The organism is uncultured Methylobacterium sp. (assembly GCF_964242245.1).
Lineage (GTDB): Bacteria > Pseudomonadota > Alphaproteobacteria > Rhizobiales > Beijerinckiaceae > Methylobacterium.
The window spans coordinates 1-21,527 of the sequence record NZ_CAXTBY010000044.1 but is presented as its reverse complement, the minus strand read 5'-3'; the positions used below and the strand labels follow the sequence as shown (position 1 = coordinate 21,527).

General features: G+C 72.6%; 15 protein-coding genes. 12 read left to right on the top strand and 3 right to left on the bottom strand.

Annotation, left to right across the window (positions count from 1 at the left end; translation table 11 throughout):
* Nucleotides 1-6,541: hypothetical protein (locus ACFE8Y_RS11560; protein WP_375464530.1), on the bottom strand; the 6,541-nt coding region annotated here is incomplete at its 3' end.
* Between the two features lie 275 nt (nucleotides 6,542-6,816).
* Between ACFE8Y_RS11560 and ACFE8Y_RS11555 the strand changes: the two genes are divergently transcribed.
* Together ACFE8Y_RS11555 and ACFE8Y_RS11550 are read left to right on the top strand one after the other, a co-directional pair.
* The gene (locus ACFE8Y_RS11555; protein ID WP_375464529.1) at nucleotides 6,817-7,137 is read left to right on the top strand and encodes an Hpt domain-containing protein; all 321 of its coding nucleotides are present in this window, start codon (nucleotides 6,817-6,819) and stop codon (nucleotides 7,135-7,137) included.
* Nucleotides 7,138-7,410: 273 nt separating this feature from the next.
* Nucleotides 7,411-7,731 carry a 2Fe-2S iron-sulfur cluster-binding protein gene (locus tag ACFE8Y_RS11550; protein WP_375464528.1) on the top strand — a complete coding sequence of 107 codons (321 nt, stop codon included), beginning with the start codon at nucleotides 7,411-7,413 and terminating at the stop codon, nucleotides 7,729-7,731.
* 13 nt (nucleotides 7,732-7,744) lie between these two features.
* On the opposite strand, the gene ACFE8Y_RS11545 is transcribed toward ACFE8Y_RS11550, so the two are convergent.
* The gene (locus ACFE8Y_RS11545) at nucleotides 7,745-8,920 is read right to left on the bottom strand and encodes a VWA domain-containing protein (protein WP_375464527.1); all 1,176 of its coding nucleotides are present in this window, start codon (nucleotides 8,918-8,920) and stop codon (nucleotides 7,745-7,747) included.
* Nucleotides 8,921-9,157: 237 nt separating this feature from the next.
* Between ACFE8Y_RS11545 and ACFE8Y_RS11540 the strand changes: the two genes are divergently transcribed.
* Nucleotides 9,158-9,571, top strand: a complete 414-nt coding sequence (locus ACFE8Y_RS11540) for a hypothetical protein (protein ID WP_375464526.1) — start codon at nucleotides 9,158-9,160, stop codon at nucleotides 9,569-9,571.
* Here the strand turns inward: ACFE8Y_RS11540 and ACFE8Y_RS11535 are convergent, their stop codons facing one another.
* Nucleotides 9,572-11,416 (bottom strand): cation:proton antiporter, encoded by a 1,845-nt coding sequence (locus tag ACFE8Y_RS11535; RefSeq protein WP_375464525.1) that lies wholly within the window; start codon nucleotides 11,414-11,416, stop codon nucleotides 9,572-9,574.
* Nucleotides 11,417-11,700: 284 nt separating this feature from the next.
* Between ACFE8Y_RS11535 and ACFE8Y_RS11530 the strand changes: the two genes are divergently transcribed.
* From ACFE8Y_RS11530 to ACFE8Y_RS11490, 9 genes are all read left to right on the top strand, one after another.
* Nucleotides 11,701-12,888, top strand: coding sequence for an ATPase (locus ACFE8Y_RS11530; protein WP_375464524.1), 1,188 nt, complete (start codon nucleotides 11,701-11,703; stop codon nucleotides 12,886-12,888).
* Nucleotides 12,885-13,535, top strand: coding sequence for a hypothetical protein (locus ACFE8Y_RS11525; protein ID WP_375464523.1), 651 nt, complete (start codon nucleotides 12,885-12,887; stop codon nucleotides 13,533-13,535). Before ACFE8Y_RS11530 ends, ACFE8Y_RS11525 begins: the two co-directional genes overlap by 4 nt.
* A gap of 119 nt (nucleotides 13,536-13,654) precedes the next feature.
* Complete coding sequence (locus tag ACFE8Y_RS11520) at nucleotides 13,655-16,345, top strand: chemotaxis protein CheW (protein WP_375464522.1); 2,691 nt, start codon at nucleotides 13,655-13,657, stop codon at nucleotides 16,343-16,345.
* 115 nt (nucleotides 16,346-16,460) lie between these two features.
* The gene (locus ACFE8Y_RS11515; RefSeq protein WP_375464521.1) at nucleotides 16,461-16,943 is read left to right on the top strand and encodes a chemotaxis protein CheW; all 483 of its coding nucleotides are present in this window, start codon (nucleotides 16,461-16,463) and stop codon (nucleotides 16,941-16,943) included.
* Nucleotides 16,944-16,986: 43 nt separating this feature from the next.
* On the top strand, nucleotides 16,987-17,367 hold the full coding sequence (locus ACFE8Y_RS11510; RefSeq protein ID WP_375464536.1) for a response regulator: 381 nt from the start codon (nucleotides 16,987-16,989) through the stop codon (nucleotides 17,365-17,367).
* An 80-nt stretch (nucleotides 17,368-17,447) separates the two neighbouring features.
* Nucleotides 17,448-18,620 (top strand): chemotaxis response regulator protein-glutamate methylesterase, encoded by a 1,173-nt coding sequence (locus ACFE8Y_RS11505; RefSeq protein ID WP_375464520.1) that lies wholly within the window; start codon nucleotides 17,448-17,450, stop codon nucleotides 18,618-18,620.
* The gene (locus ACFE8Y_RS11500; RefSeq protein WP_375464519.1) at nucleotides 18,617-19,507 is read left to right on the top strand and encodes a CheR family methyltransferase; all 891 of its coding nucleotides are present in this window, start codon (nucleotides 18,617-18,619) and stop codon (nucleotides 19,505-19,507) included. The genes ACFE8Y_RS11505 and ACFE8Y_RS11500 overlap by 4 nt, the downstream gene beginning before the upstream one ends.
* 240 nt (nucleotides 19,508-19,747) lie before the next feature.
* Nucleotides 19,748-20,356, top strand: coding sequence for a hypothetical protein (locus ACFE8Y_RS11495; protein WP_375464518.1), 609 nt, complete (start codon nucleotides 19,748-19,750; stop codon nucleotides 20,354-20,356).
* A gap of 113 nt (nucleotides 20,357-20,469) precedes the next feature.
* Nucleotides 20,470-21,471: an asparaginase gene (locus ACFE8Y_RS11490; protein WP_375464517.1), complete on the top strand. Its 1,002-nt coding sequence runs from the start codon at nucleotides 20,470-20,472 to the stop codon at nucleotides 21,469-21,471.
* Nucleotides 21,472-21,527: the final 56 nt, after the last annotated feature.

Sequence of the window (21,527 nt, the reverse complement as noted above, 5' to 3'; positions counted from 1 at the left end):
GCGTGGGGGTCAGCGTGGGGGTCGGGACGGCAGCGCGCGCAACCTGGACCTGGGCCGAGCGTCCGGCCGCCTGAGGCTGAACCACGTCCACCGCGCGGGGGGAGCGGGCGACCAGGGCGGAGAGCTCGTTCAGGGCCTTGATCTGATCCGAGACCACGCGGCGCATCTCGCTGGTAGCGTCCTGCGTCTCCCGGGGAATCTCCAGCACGCCCCGGGCGAGGTCGGCACGCGTGGCGTCGAGTTCGGTGCGGATCGTGCCCGCCATCTCGCGCATGCCGGCCACCGATTCGCCGAAGCGTCCCTGCGCCTCCTCGAACACGGCGCGCATCTCGGCCGATGCGGCGGTGATCGCCGCGCGCACGGCCTCCGCGGTCCGCGCGCCCTCGGCATCGGCGTCGGTGCGCAGGCCCTCGAAGGCGTTCGTGACCCCGGCACCGGCAGCCTGCGCCGACCGCGACAGGTCCTCGCCGACCGTGCGGGCCCGCTCTTCCGCGGCGCGCAGGGTCGCCTCGATCCCCGAGGCGAAGGACGCGGTCTGGCTCTCGAGGGCAGTCGAGCGCTCCTGCAGCCCGGCGAGTGCGGCCTCGACGGCGCCTTCGCGGCTCGACAGGCTCGCGGCGAGGCGCCCCTCGATGCCCTCCAGCGCACCCGCGGCCCGATCGAGTTCGGCGACGCTGCTGCGGGACTGCTCGGCCAGCGCCCGTCCGCGCCCGTCCAGCGCCTCGGCGAGGCCGGCGGCCTCGCGCACGGCGCCCTCCGCCACGGTCCGGAGCGCCTCGACCTGGGACGAGACGCCCGCGCTCGCCTGCCCCGTCTGCGCGGCGATCTCCCGCAGCGCGTCCTGGATCTGGTGGACCCGGCCGGCCAGTCCCTCCTCGATGGCGCCGAGGTTGGCGCCCGTACCCGCCAGGAGGTCCTTCAGGGCGGCATTCGCCTCCTCGATGCGCGCGAGCACGCCGCCGAGGTCGCGCCGCAGCCGGTCGTTGGTCTCGGACAGCCCGGCGATCGCGCGCGCCGCGCCGTCGTCGACGGCCGCGCGCAGGGCCTCCGCGGAGTCGCGGGACTGGGCCGCGAGCGCGTCGCTGCGCACGCGCAACGCCTCGATCAGCGGCTGGCCGGTCTCGGCCAGTGCCCGCTCGATCGCCTGCCCGCGCTCGGCCAGCGCGTCGGAGAGCTGGAGCACCGGCCCGTCGATGACGGCGTGCAGGCGCGCGACGTGACCTTCCATCGCCCCAGACACCGCGCGCCCGCTGACGTCGACGCCCTCGATCAGGGCGCCGCCGCGCTCCTCGATGGCGCGCACGAGCGTCTCCGCGCCCTGGGCGAGCCGCCGGGCTAGGGCCTCGCCGCGGGAATCGACCAGAGCGCCGAGCGCGGTCGCGCGGCGGTCGAAGCCGTCGGACATCGCCGCAGCGCGCTCGTCGAGCAGCGCGGCGATCGCGGCGTTGCGCTCGTCGAGGGTCGCACCGAGCGCCGCGGTGTGGGCGTCGGCGAGGGCCGCGTGGCCGTGGGCGCGCTCGTCGAGGGCGGCGACCAGGGAGGCCATCCGCTCGTCGACGAGGCTGGCGAAGGCGTCGTGGCGATCGTCGAAGGCGGTGGCCAGCGCGTCGCCGCGCATCGCCACCAGGTTGGCGAAGGTCTTCATCCGGTTGTCGATGCGCGCGGTGAAGGCCTCGCTGCGGCCGTCGACCGCCCGCGTCAGGGCCGTCCCTTGCGCCTCGACGACCTGCGCGAAGGCGTCGGTGCGGGCCTGGACGAGGTCGGCAAGCGCGGCGGTGCGCCCGTCGAACGCCTCGGCGAGGGCCCGGATGCGGCCCTCGACCTCGTCGGTCAGCGCGGTCGTGCGGTGATCGAGCAGACCCGCGATGGTGCCGCCCGCCTCGTCGAAGAGGGCGCGCAGCGCCTGCGTGCGGGCCTCGATCGTCCCGGCGAACAGGCGGCTGCGGTCCTCGACCAGCGCGCCGAGCGCCGTCCCGGTCTCGTCGAACAGGGCGCGCAAGGCCTGTGCGCGGGCGTCGACCGCCTCGGTGAATTGCCGTCCGCGCGCCTCCACGGCCCCGGTCAGCGCCTCGGGCGCCGCGTCGAACAGGGTGCGCAGGGCGTGAACGCGGGCATCCACCGTCTCGGCAAGCTGCCGGCCGCGCGCCTCGACGAGGCCGTCGAGGGCGGCGTGCGACTCCGCGAACGCGGTGCGCAGGCTCTCCGTGCGGGTGTCCAGGACCTGGGTGAGGTGCCGCTCGCGCTCGTCGACCAGCCGGGCCAGCGCCGCCGGACCCTCGTCGAACACGGTGCGCAGGGCATGGACGCGGGCATCGATCGTCTCGGCGAGGTGGTCGCCCCGGCCTTCGACCGCGGCGTCGAGGGCGGCGTGCGCCTGCTCGAACAGGGCGCGGAGCATCTGCGTGCGGGATTCCACCGTCTGCGCGAACTGCGCGCCGCGGCCGTCGACGAGGCTCTCCAAGGCGCGCAGGCGCTCGTCGAACAGGCCGCTCAGCGACTGGGTCCGGGCGTCGAGGGCGCCGGTCGCAGTCCCGAGCGTTGCCTCGATCGTGTCGACGAGTTGGCGGCCGCGGCTGTCGAGGGCGTCGTGCAGCGGGCCCATGCGGCCGTCGAGGCTCGACGACAGGGTGGTGGCGTGGTCGTCGAGCAGCACGCGGATCTGGTTGGTGCGGTCGTCGAGGAGGTCGTGGACCGTGCGCACGCCCTCGTCGAGCAGGCCGCTGATGTCGGAGGTGCGGGAGGCGAGCGTCCGCCCGAGGCGGCCCTCGCCGTCGCCCAGCATGCGCTCGGCATCGGCGATGGTCTGCTGGAGCTTGGCCAGAACGCTCTCGCCGCGCCGGTCGATCAGTTCGCCGAGCGAGGTGCCGCCGCGGTCGAACAGCCGGGCGAGTTCGGTGATGCGGCCGCCGATGGCGCCGAACACCATGCGGCCCTTCTCGTCGAGCTCCGTCGACATCGCGGCCGTGCGCTCGTCGATGAGGTGGCCGAGGAGGTCCGAGCGCTCGGCGAAGGCCTGCCGGACGGCCTCGGTCTGGGCCGCGAGCGTCGCGTCGGCGCTGCCGGCGCGCTCCTCGATGAGCGCGATCAGCTCCCGGACGCGGCCGGAGAGGGCCGCGTCGATGCCGCCGGTGCGCGCCTCGATGGTCTCCACCAGCGCGCGGGTGCGGCTGCCCAGCTCCTCGTCGACGGCGCGGGTGCGGGTCTCGATCAGGCGGATCGCCTCGAAGGCCTGCGCGCCGAAGCGCTCGTCGATGAGGCGGCTGCGCTCCTCAAGCGCCGCACCGATCGCCTCCAGGCGGCCGAGCACGCCGGTGTCGAAGCGTCCGGCGCCCTCGTCGAGGCGGCGGGCGATCTCCGCGGTCTGGCGCTCGATGCGCGCGCCGATCTCGCCGCTGCGCTGGGCGAGGATGTCGCCGAGGGCGCCTGAGCGCGCCGCGATGTCCTGCGCCATGCCCTCGGCCCGGCTGTCGAGCGCCTGGACGAGGTCGCGCCCGCCCTCGGCCATGATCCGGGCCATCTCGCCGGTGCGGCCGATCAGGGCCTCGTTCAGCGCGGTGGCGCGGGCGCCGAGGTGCCCGTCGATGTGGCCGACGAGGGCGGTGAAGGTCTCGCCGATCTCGGCCGAGCGCTTGGTCGCGCGCTCCTCAAGGGCGCCGAGATGGGTCTCCACCGCGTCCTGCGCGGCGCGGGTGCGCTGCGCGATGGTCTCGGCGACGGCGTGGCCCTGGACGTTGATGATCCGGTCCGCCTCCGCGAGCCGCGCGCCGACGGTCTCCCCGAAGGCGCCGGTATCGCGGGAGATCCGGTCGGCGAGGATGTCGCCGCGGGCGATGATCTCCTGGAGGGTGGCGAGCCGGCTGCCCAGGGTCTCGTCGATCGCCTTGACCCGCCCGTCGGCGGTCTCGCCGAAGCTCGCGCCGGTCTGGTGCAGGGCGTCGGCGACGCGTGCCCCCTGCGTCGCGACGGCGAGCACGATGTCGCGCCCGGTTCCGGCGATCCGGGCGTGGGTCTCCTCGGCGTGGGTGGCGAGCAGGTCGGTGACGCCGCGGCCGTGGGTGCCGAAGGCGGTCTCGATCGCGCGCATCCGGTCGGCGAGTTCCCCGCCGATCTCCGCGGCGGCGCGGGCGAGCGCGCCGGTGGTCTCGTCGGTGCGCTCGGAGAACTCCCGGTTGAGCGCGGCCATCGCGCCGCGCAGGGCGACGATCGCCGCCTCGGCCCGGCTGCCGATCTCGCCCCCGGTCTCCTGCGAGGCCGCGCGGATCCGGTCGAGCAGCCCGCTCATGTGCGCTTCGACCGCACCGGTCACCTCGCCGGATGCGCTGCGCAGGGCGTCCATCGACGCGGCGACGCGGGCGGCCATCCCGGCCGTCTGCTCGGCGGTCGCACCGTTGGCCGCCGTCGCGGCGCGGTGGATCGCCTCGGCGGCCTCACTGGCGCGGGCGGCGAGGTCCGCGGCGGTGGCGCCGAGGCGGCGCTCGAAGATCTGCACCGCCTCGACGGTGCGGGCCTCCAGTTCGCCGGTGGCGCCCGCGGCCGAGCGGCGCATGGCCTGCGCGGCCTCCGCGCCGCTCGCGCCGACGGCGGCGGCGGCCTCCTCGGCGGACCGGCGGATGCTGTCGACGGCGTCCGCCGTGCGGGCAGCGACCTCGGCGCTCAGGCTCGTCACGGCGCCGTGCAGCCGGTCGATCGCTCCGACCGCACCCGCCTCGAAGGTTCCACCGAGGGTTGCATAAGCGGAATCGAGGGTGGCGGCCGCCTCCTTCACGCGCAGCGCCACGAGGTTGCCGGCCCGCGCGCCGGCTGCATCCAGGCGGGTCTCCAGGCCGTCGCCGTGGACCGTGATGGTCTCGTGCAGGCGGTCCGCGATGATGCCGATGCGGTCGGCGACGACGCCGCCGCCCGTGGTGACCGTCTCGGCGATGCGCTCGGCGGTCCCGACGAGGTCGTCGCGCACGGCGCCCGCGCGCGTCGCGAAGGTCTCGATGATGCCGGCGGCGGCGAGCGCCAGCCCGGCCTGAGCGTCGCGGCCCCGCGCCTCGATCGTCTCCGCGACGCCGTTGCCCGCGGTCTCGATCTCGGCGGACAGCGCCGCGCCGCGGCCGGCGATGTCCTGGCCGAGGGCCGTACCGGTGGCCGCGAAGTGGGCGCGCAGCGCCTCGCCGGTCTCGGCGAAGCGCGCGGTGATCTCGCCGCCGGTGTGGCTGAAGCGCTCGGTCAGCTCGGTGCCGCGGGCGAGGAAGGTGGTCTCCAGGGCGTCGGCGGAGCGCTCGAAGCTCTCGCGGACGGTGCCGCCCTGGCGGTCCAGCGCCGCGATCACGTCGGCGCCGGTCTCCGCCAGGGTGCGCGCCACCTGCGCCGCGTTCTCGGCGAGCCTGTCGGTGAGGGCGCCGCCGGTGCTCTCGAACACGCGGGTCACGTCCACGGCCCGGGTCTCGAACGCGCGCGTCAGCGTCTCGCCGACGTCGTTGAGGCTGCCGCGGACGCCGTCGCTCGTCGCGGTCAGCCGCGCGATCAACGCGTCGCCGCGCCCCGACATCACGCCGACGACCCGCTCGCCCGCCTCGCCCAGCGATGCGGTGATGGCCTCGCCCCGCGCGTCGAGCGCGCCGGTGACGCGCTCGCCCGCGCCGGTCATCGCCGTGACGATCCGGTCGGCCGCGCCCTCCAGCTCCTGCGTCAGGCTCTGGTGCGAGCCGGTGATCGCGCCGCGCACCCGCTCGGCGTTGGCCACGATCGATTCCCGCTGCGCGACCAGTTCGTCGACCAGCGACCGGATGCGGATCTCGTTGTCGGAATAGGCCCGCTCCAGGGTCGCGATCTCGCCGCGCACCAGCGTCTCCAGCTCGCCCGCCCGCGCCAGCGCCCGCTCGACGCCGTCGCCCACCGCGGCGACCTCGCGGCGGACGGTCTGCGACATGGTCAGCACCGCGTCGGTGGAGAAGTTCTCGGGCTCGGCCAGCCGGATCGCGACCTCGCCGACGGCACGGGCCACCAGCCGCATCTCCTGGGCGCGCACCGCCAGCATGCCGGTGATCAGGAACAGCACGACCGGGCCGGCGAGCGCCGCGGCCCCCACCGTCGCCTGGAGCGGGGTGAGACCGGTGAGAAAGCCCTTCAGGTCGCCGCCGGACTGGTTCCAGGCCAGGAGCGCGAGGCCCGCGACCCAGAGGATCGCCGCGAGCGCCGCCAGCACGTAGGGCGTGCGACCGGGTCGCACGCGCAGGGTCTGCTGAAGGATGCCGATGTTGCGCCGGTCGTCGTTGGCGACCAGCGACCGGTCGGGCGGCAGCAGGCCGCCCTCCCGGTGCGGGCGCTCGCGGCCGGGCGGCGGCAGGTCGGAGGCCAGGGGCGGGTCGAGATCGAGGCGCGGCGGGGTCAGCCGTCCGGCCGGGTCGAGGAGCGGATCGTTGTCGCCGACATCGGGCAGGCGCGGCTCGGTGCGCTCGCCGGCCTCGGGCGTCAGGACGTCGAGGCTCAGCGCCTGCTCGATCGCGGAGAGCGCCGCCTCGGCCGGGTCCTTCAGCTTCTTGTCCGTGGCCATGCAACGCCTCGTTACGCGCCGTCCCTCAACGCCCGGACGCCAGCCGGACGCGGAGACACAACTACCCGTTTACCAAGGAAGTTTAGACCTCGCCGTGCCCCCCGGATACCCGAGGGGCGGGCGTGCTCCGAAAAACCTTAACGGAATGGTTACCAAGGCCTGCCCGGACCGTCGGCCGACCGCCTATCGCATGATGCGGCAAGGATTAACCCGTGGCGACGGGGCGTCGTCGCGCCTGTGGACAGCGCCGGTGCGAACCTGAAGGAGGCCCGAACATGGGGACCATCGACCGCGCGCATCTCGACGCGCAGACCGGCGGGGACCGCGCGTTGGCCCGCGAACTCCTCGGCCTGTTCGCGGATCAGTGCCGCCGAATCCTGCCGGGCCTGTCGGACGGGACCTTGCCGGCGCAGGACCGCGCCGACCTCGCCCACACCCTGAAGGGCTCGGCCGCCTCGGTCGGGGCGCAGGCGGTCTGGGCGCTCTGCGCGCGGTGCGAGGTCTCGCTGCACGAGGCAGGGGAGGGAGGGGCGGCGCTGGATGCGCTCCGCCCTGCGATCGACGCGGTGCTGGCGGAGATCGCCGGCCCTGCCTGACGGGCCTCGATCGTCCCCGGGGTGCCGGCCGCACCGCGCTCCGTACTATCGATGGGCGCGTTCCGTCAGGACGGCGGGAAGCCGCAACGATCTGCGGCAAAAGTGGAGTGCGGCGCGGCCTCCGGGAACGGTGCGCGCGCTGCCGCGTAGCCTGGAGCGCGCGCCGGTTCCATCGGCGGCAGGGTCACCGGCGCTTGCAATCGGCCGTCCGCCCCGCCAAGCAGGCGCGGCGCTCGCCGGACAGATGCCCGCACCAAGAGCCCGGAGTCACGGATGCCCAAGATCACCTACGTCGACCATGCCGGAACGGCGCGGACCGTCGAGGGCAGCGTCGGCGCCACCGTGATGGAGACGGCGCTCCGCAACAACGTGCCGGGCATCGACGCGGAATGCGGCGGCGCCTGCGCCTGCGCCACCTGCCACGTCTACGTTGCCGACGACTGGGGTGCCGCGGTGGGGCCGGCCGAGGACATGGAGCAGGACATGCTCGACTTCGCCTCCGACGTGCGGGCGACCTCGCGGCTCTCCTGCCAGATCCGGATCAAGCCCGAGTTCGACGGCCTCACCGTGACGACGCCCGCCCGCCAGGGATGAGTGCGATCGGATCTCAGCGCAGCAGCGCCCGCATTGCCCCGTCGAGCCCTTCCAGCGTCAGCGGGAACATCCGGCCGGCAAACAGCCGCTGCATCATCCCGATCGACGGCGTGTAGCCCCAGTTCGCGGCGGCCACGGGGTTGAGCCACACCGCCTTCGGGAAGTGGCCGAGCACCCGCTGCAGCCAGGCCGCGCCCGGCTCCGCGTTCCAGTGCTCCACCGAGCCGCCGGGCGCGGCGATCTCGTAGGGGCTCATCGCGGCATCGCCCACGAACACCACCCGGTAGTCCGACGGGTAGGTCCGGATCACGTCGGCGAGCGGCGTGGACGCCTCGTGGCGGCGATGGTTTTCCGTCCACACCGCCTCGTAGGGGCAGTTGTGGAAGTAGAAGTGCGAGACGTGCTTGAACTCCGAGCGCGCGGCCGAGAACAGCACCTCGACCTGCTCCACGTGCCAGTCCATCGAGCCGCCGACGTCGAGGAACAGCAGCACCTTCACGGCGTTGCGGCGTTCGGGCCTGAGCTTCACGTCGAGGTAGCCCCGCCGGGCGCTCTCGCGGATGGTGCCGTCGAGGTCGAGTTCCTCGGCCGCGCCCGTGCGGGCGAAGCGGCGCAGGCGGCGCAGCGCCAGCCGCATGGTGCGGGTGCCGAGCTCCACCGTGTCGTCGAGGTCCCGGAACTCGCGCTTGTCCCAGACCTTCACCGCGCGGAAGTTGCGGTTGCCGTCCTGGCCGATGCGCACGCCCTCCGGGTTGTAGCCGTAGGCGCCGAAGGGCGAGGTTCCGCCCGTCCCGATCCACTTGGAGCCGCCCTGGTGGCGCCCCTTCTGCTCGGCGAGGCGCTGCTTCAAGGTCTCGAACAGCTTGTCCCAGCCGAGCGCCTTCATCTCGGCCTTCTCGGCATCGGTCAGGTATTTCTCGGCGAGCTTGCGCAGCCATTCCTCGGGGATGTCCGTGGGCGCCACCGCATCGCCCACCGTCTCCAGCCCCTTGAACACGGTTCCGAACACCCGGTCGAAGCGGTCGAGGTTGCCCTCGTCCTTCACCAGGGCGGTGCGGGCGAGGAAGTAGAAGGCCTCCACGCGCTTGTCGGCCAGATCCCGCTCTAGCGCGCCGAGCAGAACGAGGTACTCCCGGAGCGAGACGGGAACCCCGGCCTCGCGGAGGGCGGTGAAGAACTGGAGCAGCATGGCGGGATAACGTGCTCAGGCCACGCCGATGGTCAAGCGCCGGGAGGGCGAGGCCGATCGAGGCGCCGCCTGCCCGAAAAGCCGAGATTCCTGGGTACAAGCCTCGATTCCTGTTGATATCCTGCGCGTCCGGGCTCGCACGAACAATCAAACAGTCATGGGACTTCATCACCTCGAAGGTAGTTGAGTCCAGGCGGACGTATCGATTGTAATGCGTCCGGAGCCGGGGGGTCTGCGATGGCAGTCGTCCTACGTGATCTGCCCGAGTTCAAACGGTTTCTGGGCAAGCCGGGCGCGACGATTCAGGTCGTGCGCAACACCTTCATGGATCGACAGCCCGAGGCCGCTCGGACGGCGTATCGGGACAAGGGCATGTACCTGCCGCGTACCGTCCAGGCGCTCTCGCGCAAGGCCGCGGTCTTCATGCTGAAGGGCCACCCGGGAACGGTCTGGCTCTACTGGGACAAGGGCCCCCGCGGCTGGCGCTTCTCCGGCGACACGGTGACGGTGCCGCTCGCGATGGGCCTCGGTCCCCCGGACGAGATCGTCTACCGCTGCAGCTTCGCGGACGGGTTCGCACCGCGCGAGCGATGCCGTCCGACGCGGCCGAGGCGGTGGGACGGTGAGCCGGCCATCCCGCCGTCGGCGTGATCAGGCGCGTTGGCCGAGCGTCGCCGGCTCATCCTTGGCCGGCACCTCGCGCGGGGCCTCCGTCGCCTTGCCGACCGTGCGCCGGGCCCGGAAGACCGGCCGCGTGTCCGTCTCCCGGCGCTTGAGCATCGCGCGGTACTCGTCCCGGCGCTCGTGGATCGAGGCGATCACGAGGCCCATCGGCACGCCGACATCGACCAGCACCGCCTCGGAGAGCTGGAGCGAGGCCTCGATCGTCTCCGGCACGGCGTCGTCGACGCCGAGCTCGTACAGCGCGGAGGCGTGCTTGGCGTCCCGGGCGCGCGCCACGATGGTGAGGTCGGGCCGCTCGGCGCGTGCCGCCTCGACCACGGCCTCGACGGCGCGCGGGTTGTCCAGGGTGACGACGAGGGCGCGCGCCGTCGCGATGTCGCAGCGGCGCAGCAGTTCGGTGTTGGCGGAATCGCCGAAGTAGACCGGGTTGCCCAGCCGCCGCTGCTCGGCGACGCGGGCGGCGTCGGCATCGAGGGCGAGGTAGGGGATCTTGTGGCGGGCCAGCATCTCGCCGACCTGCCTGCCGACGCGGCCGTAGCCGGCGATGATCACCCGGTCCTGCATCCGGTCCGGCGGCGGCTCGGCCCGCGCCCGCCCGAGCTGCCCCTTGGACGCCCGCTTGCCGACCCGGCGGCCGAGCGCGGCGAGCCCCGGGATCATGATCATGGTCACGGTGGTGACGATCAGGGCCGCGCCGCCCACCCCCTCCGGCACGAGGCCGGTGGCCAGCGCCCCTCCGATCAGCACGAAGGCGAATTCGCCGCCCGGCCCCAGCAGCAGCGCCGTCTCCACGGCGACGGCCCGCGGGATGCGGAGCGCGGGCGCCGCCATCACCACGATCGCCGCCTTGATGAGCAGCAACCCGAAGGACAGCCCCAGGATCGCGCCCGGCGCGGCGAGCAGCTGCGCCGGGTCGAGGTTCATGCCGACCGAGACGAAGAACACCCCGAGCAGCAGACCCTTGAACGGGTCGATGGTCGCCTCGATCGCCCGGCGGTACTCGGTCTCGGCGAGCAGCAGGCCGGCCACGAACGCCCCGAGCGTCATCGACAGGCCGGAGGCCGCCGCCGTCAGCGCGGTCGCGACGATGACGAGCAGGCAGGCCGCCATGAACAGCTCGGTCGACTTGGTGCGCGCGACGAGGTGGAACAGCGGTCGCAGCGCCAAGCGTCCGGCCACCACGATCACCACCAGGGCGATCGCGGCCTGGGCCAGCGCCAGCGCCAGCGCGCCGCCCATGTTCGCCCCGTCGCTGCGGCCGGACACCGCGATGGCGAACAGGACCGGCGCCACCGCGAGGTCCTGGAAGAGCAGCACCGCGAAGCTCGCGCGCCCCGCCGGCGTGTTGAGCCGCCGCTGCTCGGCCAGCACCGGCAGCACCACCGCGGTGGAGGACAGGGCCAGCGCGATGCCGACGATGACCGCGCCGGCCAGCGGCACCTTCAGCGCGAACAGGATCGCCCCGATCACCAGGGCGGAGCAGACCACCTGGATCGAGCCGAGGCCGAACACGAGGCGCCGGAGCGTCCGCAGCCGCTCCCAGGACAGCTCGACCCCGATCATGAACATCAGGAAGATCACGCCGAACTCGGCCAAGTGCGCGATCTCGGTGCGGTTGCCGATGGTGAAGAGCGACAGCCAGCGGACCTCGTCCGAGAACCGGCCGAGCCCGAAGGGCCCCAGCAGGGCACCGGCCCCGATGAAGCCGAGCACCGGGCTGATGCGCAGGCGGTGGAACAGCGGAACCACGACGCCCGCGGTGACCAGGAACAGGATCGCTTCCTTGTAGGAGCCGGCGTGGACGTCTGGCATCGTCGGTCGGTTCGAACCCCGTGGCTGCGCAACGTGCGGAAGGTCGGCGCGATCATGGGTCGTGGGCGTCGCAGGGGCAATCGGAATCGCCGTCGGAGGGCGAGGAGAGGTGCTGCACGTCACGCCGCGCCCGTGCCGGGTGAGACATTTGCGCCACCCCGGCCGCACTTCCGGCGGGCGGCCCCGCCATGGCCCAAATTCGGCACAATGCGCGCTTACGCCGACCGGTTAACGGAAGGTTACGCTCACTCCGTCGTCGCGTAAGCACGAGCTTCGAGAGCCCCATGCGAAAGATGCCACCGAGCCGGGAGGTTCAGCGCGAGCGCCGCGCCTGGGTCATCGAGTCCGACAGGTGGGCGCACGAGCGCCACGTCGAGAAGGGCTACCGGATCAAGTGGGGCTACGTCGCCATCGCCTACCTCGTCGAGTTCATGGTGATCGGCGCCTCGCTGTGGGGTGCGTGGCTGTTCGCGGCCGTCTACAGCGACGGCGACAACCACGCCTTCTACTTCATGCTGCTGGCGCCCCTCGTCTACGCGGCGGTGGAGCTCTGCCGCGTGCCGCTCGGCATCCTGGCCCGGACGCAGCGCTCCTACGTCGTGCGCGGGCTCGCGGTTCTCGGCATCGTCTTCGCGGCGGGAGTGACCACCAAGTCGGTGTCGCAGCTCGGCGAGATGATGTTCCATCCCCGCCTGATGGAGGCGGCCCGCACGAAGACGGCGCTGAAGGACGCCCAGGCCGACCGCGCCAGCATCGACAACCGCATCGCGGCGGCCGATGCCCGCGTGACGCAGTACACGACCGAACTCGATCAGATCGAGAAGCGCGCCGCCGACAACGCCGCGCAGCTCGCCGGCCTGCCGGCCCAGCGCTGCGAGAAGGTGTTCGGCACCAACAGCCGGGGCAACCGCTACCAGTACCTGAAATGCTTCACCGATCCGCGCACCGCGACGATGGCGGCGAGCGTGGCCAAGGCCGGCACCGACCGGGCCGCCGTCACCAAGGACCTGGAGGAGGCGCGCAAGGCCCGAGCGCAGCTCGACCGCGGCGCGGCCGACCGCAGGGTCGCCGACACCGAGCAGGCCTACCGCAACGCGGTCAACCGCTCGCAGCTTCACTCCTTCACGGCGATGGTCTACGGCGTCGACCCGATCGATGTGACGGAACAGCAGGTCCACGCTTTCCTGCGCATCTTCGTGTTCCTTCCCGCCCTGTGCGCGGCCTTCGCCTCGACCATCCTGGCGCTCTGCGCGGTCTCGGTGCGCAGGACCTTCATGGACGAGGACGACCTCGGGGCCGCCGTGAACGCGGAAGCCACGCCCTACATGCTGGAATCGATCACCGAGGCCCTGAAGCAGAACCTCGAGCCGATCCTGCCGCGGCCCGGCCGCGAGGCCGCCTCGGGGGCGGTGATCCCGATCAACCGCCCGGCGGCGAACGCCCCGGCGGCCAGCGCGGGAGCGGGGGCATGAGCTACGTCGCGCAGGGGTCCCCCGAGAACATCGCCCTGGCGCAGCAGGTCAACGGGCGGCTGCGGGCGGAATCCCGCATCGTCTTCGCCCGCGCCTTCCTGTTCCGGGCGGCCGGCGCGGGCATCTTCACGGCGCTCGCCGGCGTCGGCATCGGGGCTGCCGCCTACGGCTGGGCGACCATGAACCAGTTCGACACGGCCGCCGAGAAGATCGCCGCCGCGATGCAGGCCGCGCTCTCGGACGTGACGCTCAAGACCAAGGGCGAGGTCACGCTCACCGACAACGTGCTCAAGCTCGAGGGCGGGCTGCCCAAGGCCGCCGGCACGCCGACGCCGACGAAGGCCCAGCTCGGCGCCGACGCGACGCCGGCCTCGAAGGCTCTCGTCAACACCACCTTCACGGTGTTCAAGCAGGTGCCCTACCTCGACGGGCAGATCGTGACCGGCTGGAACTTCAAGGACAACGCCGACCAGCCCTACCAGCAGTACTGCTACTTCTCCCGGCGCTCGAACGAGTCGAAGGGTCAAGTCGAGATCAAGATCGATCTGGCCATGGACGGCAAGACCCTGCCGCAGCCGCAGAAGTCGGACGTCAATCTTGGCATCCTCGCCTCGAACTGCGTCTGGCACGACGGGAAGTCGCTGTAGCGGCCTGCCGGCCCGGCCCGGCTCTATGAAAATTGCCCCGGCGAAACGGTTCCCTAACCGATCTCGGTGACTCTCGGTTCTGCACGGACGTGCGTGCAGGCGTGATCCGAGTACCGCTGATGGACGACCTTCTGCGCGAGTTCCTGACCGAGAGCGGCGAGCACCTCGACACCGTCGACACCGAGCTGGTTCGCTTCGAGCAGGACCCGAACAACGAGACCATCCTGCGGAACATCTTCCGGCTGGTGCACACCATCAAGGGCACCTGCGGCTTCCTCGGCCTGCCGCGCCTCGAAGCGCTGGCGCACGCCGCCGAGACCCTGATGGGCCGGTTCCGCGACGGACTGCCCGTGACGGCTCCCGCGGTCAGCCTGATCCTCGCGACCCTCGACCGCCTCAAGGCGATCCTGGCCGATCTCGAAGCCGCAGGCACCGAGCCCGCGGGCGGCGACGCCGACCTGATCGAGGCGCTGGAACGGATGTCGCTCGAGACGCCGGAGCCCGCGGCCGCGGCCAAGCTGCCCGATCCGGTGATGCGCGAACCCAAGCCCGGCGAGGTCACCCTCGACGACCTGGAGGCGGCCTTCCTCGCCGCCCCCGGGCCCGAGGACGCGCCGGCCTGGGCGCCCGAGCCGGCTCCGGCGACCGCGCCCGTCGACGCGAGGCCGGTCGCCGCCGAGCCTCCTGCCGCCAAGCCTCCGACGGACAAGCCTCCTGCCGTGAAGACCCCCGCCGAGGCGCCCGCCGAGACCGCGGAGGCCGGCCCCGCGAAGATGCAGACGATCCGCGTCAACGTCGACACTCTCGAGCACCTGATGACGATGGTGTCCGAGCTGGTGCTGACCCGCAACCAGCTCCTGGAGATCGCCCGCAAGCACGAGGACTCGAGCTACAAGGTGCCGCTGCAGCGCCTCTCCCACGTCACCGCCGAGCTGCAGGAAGGCGTGATGAAGACGCGCATGCAGCCGATCGGCAACGCGTGGCAGAAGCTGCCGCGGGTGGTGCGCGACCTCTCGGGCGAACTCGGCAAGCAGATCGACCTCGTGATGCTCGGCGCCGAGACCGAGCTCGACCGGCAGGTGCTGGAGGTCATCAAGGACCCGCTGACCCACATGGTCCGCAACTCCGCCGACCACGGGCTGGAGTCGACGGCGCAGCGGATCGCGGCGGGCAAGCCCGCCCGCGGCTCGATCCGGCTCTCGGCCTATCACGAGGGCGGCACGATCACGATCGAGATCGCCGACGACGGCAAGGGCCTCGACCTCGTCGCCATCCGCAGGAAGGCGGTCGAGCGCGGGATCGCGGCCGCCGCCGAGGTGGAGAAGATGACCGATGCGCAGGTGGCGAAGTTCATCTTCGACGCCGGCTTCTCGACGGCGGCGGCCGTCACCTCGGTGTCGGGCCGCGGCGTCGGCATGGATGTCGTCAAGACCAACATCGAGACCATCGGCGGCGTCATCGACATCGCGACGCAGAAGGGCGTCGGCACCACCTTCACCATCAAGATCCCGCTGACGCTGGCCATCGTCGCCGCCCTGATCGTGCGGGCCGGCGCGAGCCGGTTCGCGGTGCCGCAGCTCGCGGTGCTGGAGCTGGTGCGGGTGGACGCCGCCGCGCCCCAGCGGATCGAGCGCATCAACGGCGCGCCGGTGCTGCGCCTGCGCGAGCGGCTGCTGCCGATCGTCACGCTGACCGGGCTGCTCGGCCAGGGCCCTGCTGACGCGACCGAGGACGAGAGCGGCTTCGTGGTGGTGGCCCAGGTCGGGCGCCAGCGCTTCGGCATCCTCGTCGACGAGGTCTTCCACACGGAGGAGATCGTCGTGAAGCCGATGTCCTCCAAGCTCCGCCACATTCCGCTGTTTGCCGGCAACACCATCCTCGGCGACGGCGCCGTGGTGCTGATCGTCGATCCGAACGGCGTCGCCCGGCAGGTCAGCCAGGGCGCGCAGGGCGGCGGGCCGGTCGAGGCGGAGGCGGAGGCCGCGGATGCCGCCGAGGCGAAGACCACCCTCCTCGTGTTCAAGGGCGGGGGCGGCAGCTTCAAGGCGGTGCCGCTATCCCTCGTCACGCGGCTGGAGGAGATCGACGCGAGCAAGGTCGAGTGGCTCGGCGGTCGCCCGCTGATCCAGTACCGCGGACGCCTGATGCCGCTGGTGCCGGCCGATGACGCCATCACGATCCGGAGCGCGGGCACGCAGGCGCTGGTGGTGTTCTCCGACGGCGAGCGCGCGATGGGCCTCGTGGTCGACGAGATCGTCGACATCGTCGAGGAGCGCCTCGACATCGAGATCGCGGCCGAGCGCTCGGACCTCGTCGGCTCGGCGGTCCTGCGGGGACGCGCCACCGACATCATCAACATCGCCCACTTCCTGCCGCTGGCCTACGACGACTGGGCGCGGGGGGCGAAGAAGTCCGGACGGCAAGCCTCGACCCTGCTGCTGGTGGACGACTCGGCCTTCTTCCGCGACATGCTGAGCCCCGTGCTGAAGGCCGCCGGCTACCGCGTCGTCACGGCGTCGGGCGCCGACGAGGCGATGGCCGCCCTGCAGGCGGACGCGCGCATCGACGTGGTGGTCACCGACCTGGAGATGCCGGGCCGCAGCGGCTTCGACCTCGTGGCCGCGATGCGGGCCGCGGACCGGCGCCTGGGCGCGCTCCCCGTCGTCGGCCTGACGGCCACGGTCGGCGCCGAGGCCGTCGCCAAGGCGCGGGCGCTCGCCATGAGCGACCTCGTGGCGAAGTTCGACCGCAGCGGCCTCGTCGCGGCCCTGGCCGAACTCGACGTCCCGACGCTTGCCCACGCGGCCTGACCGCCGCGCGGCCGACGCACCGGCCGCGATGACCCTTCCGACGGGACCGCGCCGGCGCGGCGCGCACCGTACCCACCCCGGTTGAGGGCGCCGCGGCGCTCTCGGAGACACCATCATGCAGGCTGCCAACAGCAACGGCGCGGAGGCCGGCGCGCACGAGGACTTCGTCACCGTCTTCGTGGGCGAGACCATGTTCGGGCTGGCGATCAACCGGGTGCACGACGTGTTCATCCCGGCCGGCGTCACGCCCGTGCCGCTCGCGTCGCCCGAGATCGTCGGACTCCTGAACCTGCGCGGACGCGTGGTCACCGCGATCTGCCTGCGCCGCAGGCTCGGCCTGCCCGCGGCGGACGGCGCCCCCCGCATGGCCATCGGCCTGGAGCAGGGCGGCGAGACCTTCGCCCTGGTGGTCGACGGCGTGGGCGAGGTGCTGAAGCTCGGGCTCGCGACCCACGAGCCGGTGCCGATCAACCTCGACGCCCGCTGGCGCGACCTCGCGCTGGGCGTGCACCGCCTCGACGGACGCCTGCTCGTCATCCTCGACGTGGACGCACTGCTGGTCTTCGGATCCGAGCGCGCCGGCGCCACCGCAGCCTGAACTCGTGACGGAGAGAGACGTGGTGAAGAGCTTCGGAGACGACATCAAAACCTGCCTCGTGGTCGACGATTCCGCGGTCATCCGGAAGGTGGCCCGCCGGATCATCGAGACGCTCGGATTCGCGGTCGTCGAGGCCGAGGACGGAAGCGACGCGCTCCTGCGCTGCGCCGAGGCGATGCCGGACATGATCCTGCTCGACTGGAACATGCCGAACATGGACGGGTACAGTTTTCTCCAGGCGCTGCGGCAGAGGCCGGAGGGGGCAGGACCCAAGATCCTGTTCTGCACCACGGAGAACGACGTCGGGGCCATCGCCCGGGCGCTCCGGGCCGGCGCCGACGAGTACATCATGAAGCCCTTCGATCGCGACATCCTAAGAGCCAAGCTCGAGCAGGTCGGCATCGTCCAGGCCGACGCCGCCTGATCCGGGCGCTCCGCCCGATCCCTCCGTCGGACCCGGCACCGGACCCGCCGTCAGCCATTCCTCATCGAGGCGCAACATCCATGCTGGCAGCCACCCCGAACGCGGCGCCGAGGGCGTGGGCGAGCGCGCCGGCTCCGATCAGGGTCCTCATCGCGGACGATTCCGCGGTGGTGCGCGGCCTCGTCGCCCGCTGGATCACCGAGGCCGGCTTCACGGTGGTCGGCACCGCCGCGAACGGCCGCATCGCCATCGAGATGATGGCCCGGCACGATCCGGACGTCGTGCTCCTCGACATCGACATGCCGGAGCTCGACGGAACCGAGGCGCTGCCGCGGATGCTGGCCGCCAGCCCGTCCCTCCAGGTCGTGATGATGTCGACGCTGACCACGCGCAACGCCGACATCTCCCTGAAGTGCCTCGCGCTCGGCGCCGTCGACTACCTCGCCAAGCCCGAGAGCAACCGCGGGGTCACGACCTCCGACGCCTTCCGGACCGAACTCGTGGAGCGGGTGCGCCTGTTCGGTGCCGCCCGCGCCCGCCGCCGCGGCCCGGCTGCCGCGCCGGCCGTGCCCGGACCCGTGCCGCCGGCACAGGGCCCGGCGCCGGTCCCCGTCCGAGCGCCGACATCGTTCAGCCTGCGCCCGAAGGCCAGGGCCGCCACCGCGCCCCGCGTGCTCCTGGTCGGAGCGTCCACGGGCGGCCCGAAGGCGGTGGGCGAGATGCTGGAGAAGATCGGCGCCGCGGCGCTCCGCCGGGTGCCCGTTCTCATCGTCCAGCACATGCCGCCGATCTTCACCGCGGTCTTCGCCGAGCACCTCGCCACCCGCACCGGCCTGCCCGCGGCGGAAGGAAAGGCCGACGAGCGCCTGGAGCCCGGCCGGATCTACGTGGCGCCGGGCGGGCGCCACATGGGCCTGTCGGGGGGGCAGGGCCGCGATCCGGTGATCCGCCTGGACGACGGGGCGCCCGTGAACTTCTGCCGCCCGGCGGTCGATGTCCTGTTCAAGGATGCAGCCGCCCTGTTCGGCGCCGCCACCGTCTCGGTGGTGCTCACCGGGATGGGCTCGGACGGCACACACGGCGCGCGGGCGCTCGTCGAGGCCGGCGGCGCGATGCTCGCTCAGGACGAGGCGACGAGCACCGTCTGGGGCATGCCCGGCAGCGTCGCCAAGGCGGGCCTCGCGCACGGGGTGCTGCCGCTGTCCGAGATCGGACCGGCGCTCCGCAGCCTGATCACCGGACAGGTCGCATGACCGAGCAAGAGTTCGACTACCTGCGCGCCTACCTCAAGCAGCGTTCCGGCCTCGCGCTCACGCCCGAGAAGCGCTACCTGGTGGAGAGCCGCCTGAACCCGGTCTGCCGCCGATTCGGGCTCGCCACGCTCCACGACCTCGTCGGCACCCTCAAGCTCGCCCGCGACCCCGCGATCGAGCGGGCGGTGGTCGAAGCGATGACAACCAACGAGACCTTCTTCTTCCGCGACCGCACGCCCTTCGACCTGTTCCGCGACGTGCTGCTGCCGCAGGCGCTCGTTCGCCGCGCGAGCCAGCGCCGCCTGCGGATCTGGTGCGCGGCCTCCTCCACCGGTCAGGAGCCCTACTCGCTCGCGATCCTCCTGCAGGAGGCGGCGGCCCGGCTCGCCGGCTGGCAGGTGGAGATCGTCGCCACCGACCTCTCCACGGAGGTGATCGAGAAGGCCAAGCTCGGGCTCTACAGCCACTTCGAGGTCCAGCGCGGCCTGCCCGTCCAGTGGCTGCTGAAGTACTTCTCCCAGGTCGGCGAGCAGTGGCAGATCGCGGCCTCGCTCCGAGCGATGGTCGACTACCGCCCGATCAACCTGCTCAGCGGGTTCGAGAGCCTCGGCTGCTTCGACGTGATCTACTGCCGCAACGTGCTGATCTACTTCGATGCGCCGACCAAGGCCGACATCCTCGGGCGCTTGGCCGAGCGCCTCGCACCCGACGGCGCGATCCTGCTGGGCGCCGCCGAGACGGTGATCGGCCTGACCGACCGCCTCTGCCCGCATCCCCAGCACCGCGGCCTCTACGGCCACGCGCTCGCCGCCGGGCGTTCCCCGGCCCCGGTCTCCGCACCCGTCGCGGCGCCCCCGCCGCTGCCGCGCCTCGGCGCCGCCCGCTGATTCGCCCGTTCGAGGCCGCGCGTGCCCCCCACGTTCAGGAAGGGCGCGTCCCCGTGCCCTGCGAGCCCGATCGGCATCGATCGCCCAGCGCCGGAACGGTCGCGCTCTGCATGACGCCAGACCCGGCAGAGCATGACCCTGGAGGGATGATCGAGAACGCTTCCTTAAGCGCGAGGTGGGCAATTTGCACACGGTCCCGCTTCCCGGCGGTCCCGGTCCCTTCGCGAAACGGGCGGCACGATGCGTTCGATCTCCGGCACCCCGCCACCCCAGCCCTACCCGAGCCAGCGGCCGCCGCACCCCTCCGAGAAAAATCGGCTCGCTTCCGCGATCGGTGATGAGGTCTCATCCGGCGCCATCACCGCCACCGACGCCACCGCGCTGACCACCGCCGTCGAGGCGATCGATGCAAGCCTCCAGGCAGACGGCGCCTCCGGCGGCTCGACCGCCTCGGGCACGAGCACCGAAGCGCGCCTCGACCCGTCGGGGGCCAAGGACCGGATCGACGGGCTGATCGCCGATCAGGTCACCGGCGGTACGCTCACAAGCGATCAGGCCGCGACCCTGAAGTCGCTGTTCGCGCAGGGTGACGGGGAGGGCGGCGGGACCAGGATCGGCGGGTATGGCCGCGGCGGGCCCCCCGCCGCCCCGCCGAGCGACGCTGCTGACGACGCGTCGAGTCCGTCGGGCACCGGCTCGACCGGCGGATCGACCTCGTCTTCCGACGATCTCCTCGCGAGCTTCATCCAGCAGCTCAAGGCGTCGCAGAGCGGCGGCGGCTACGCGCAGGGAGGATCGAGCAGCACGCGCGCGAACCCGTCCGCGCTGCTCTTCGACTTTGAAACCTGAGCGAAGCCCCGCGTCGCGAAGCCTGTTCGTTCGCGGGCCTGTGAGGCAAAGGCAATGGACCGCCGCGTTCACGGGTCCGGCGAGCGGCCGGGGCGCGGGGCAGGAGACATTGCATGACGGCAAGACCCAAGGTCGCGTTCATCGGTACGGGCGGGACGATCGCGTCGGTCGGGCGCGATGCCCTCGATCTCCTCGACTACACCGCCACCGACGCGCGCCTGGAGGCCGCCGCGATCCTGGACGCCGTCCCGGAGGTGCGCGCGGTGGCCGAGATGGTGCCGGTCGCATTTCGCGCGGTGGCGAGTCCGGCGATCGGGTTTGCCGAGTGGCGCGACCTCGTCGGATTGTGCGCGCGGCTCGTCGCCGAGCACCCGGATCTCGCCGGCATCGTCATCGGGCACGGCACCGCCACCCTGGAGGAGACGGCCTACGCCCTCAGCCTGACGCTGACCGTCGCGATCCCGGTGGTGCTCGTCGGCGCGCAGCGACCGATCAGCGCCCTGTCGAGCGATGCCGGGCTCAACCTCGTCGCCGCGATCCGCACCGCGGCCTCGCCGCACTCCCGCGGCCGCGGCGTCCTCGTCGTCCTCAACGACGAGATCCAGGCGGCCCGCGAGGTGACCAAGACCTCGGTGGCCCGGCTCCAGACCTTCCGGACGCCGGATTTCGGGGTGCTCGGCCACGTCGACGGTGCGGCGGTGCAGTACTACCGGCGCTCGGAACGCGGCCACGCACCGGGCACGCCGTTCGACATCCGCGCGCTGTCGGCGCTGCCGCGGGTCGACGTGTCCTACGCCTACGCCGACGCCGACGGCACGGCGGTCCGGGCGTTCCGGGCGGCCGGCGCCGTGGGCCTCGTCTCGGCGGGGCTCGCCCCCGGCATGACGCCGCCGATGGAGGCCGACGCGCTCGCGGAGGCCGCCGCCGCCGGCCTCGTGGTGGTGCAGTCGACGCGGGCCGGAAGCGGCGTGGTGCCGCTCACCACCCGCCTGAAGAGCCGCGGCATCCTCAGCGCCGACAACCTCACGCCGCAGAAGGCCCGCATCCTGCTGGCGCTGGCCCTGACGGTGACGCGGGAACCGGAAGGCGTGGCCCGGATTTTTGCGACTTACTAGATTGACCTGCCCCCATCTGGTGGCCCAGGTACGAAGTTAGTGCATCGTCGGTCGCG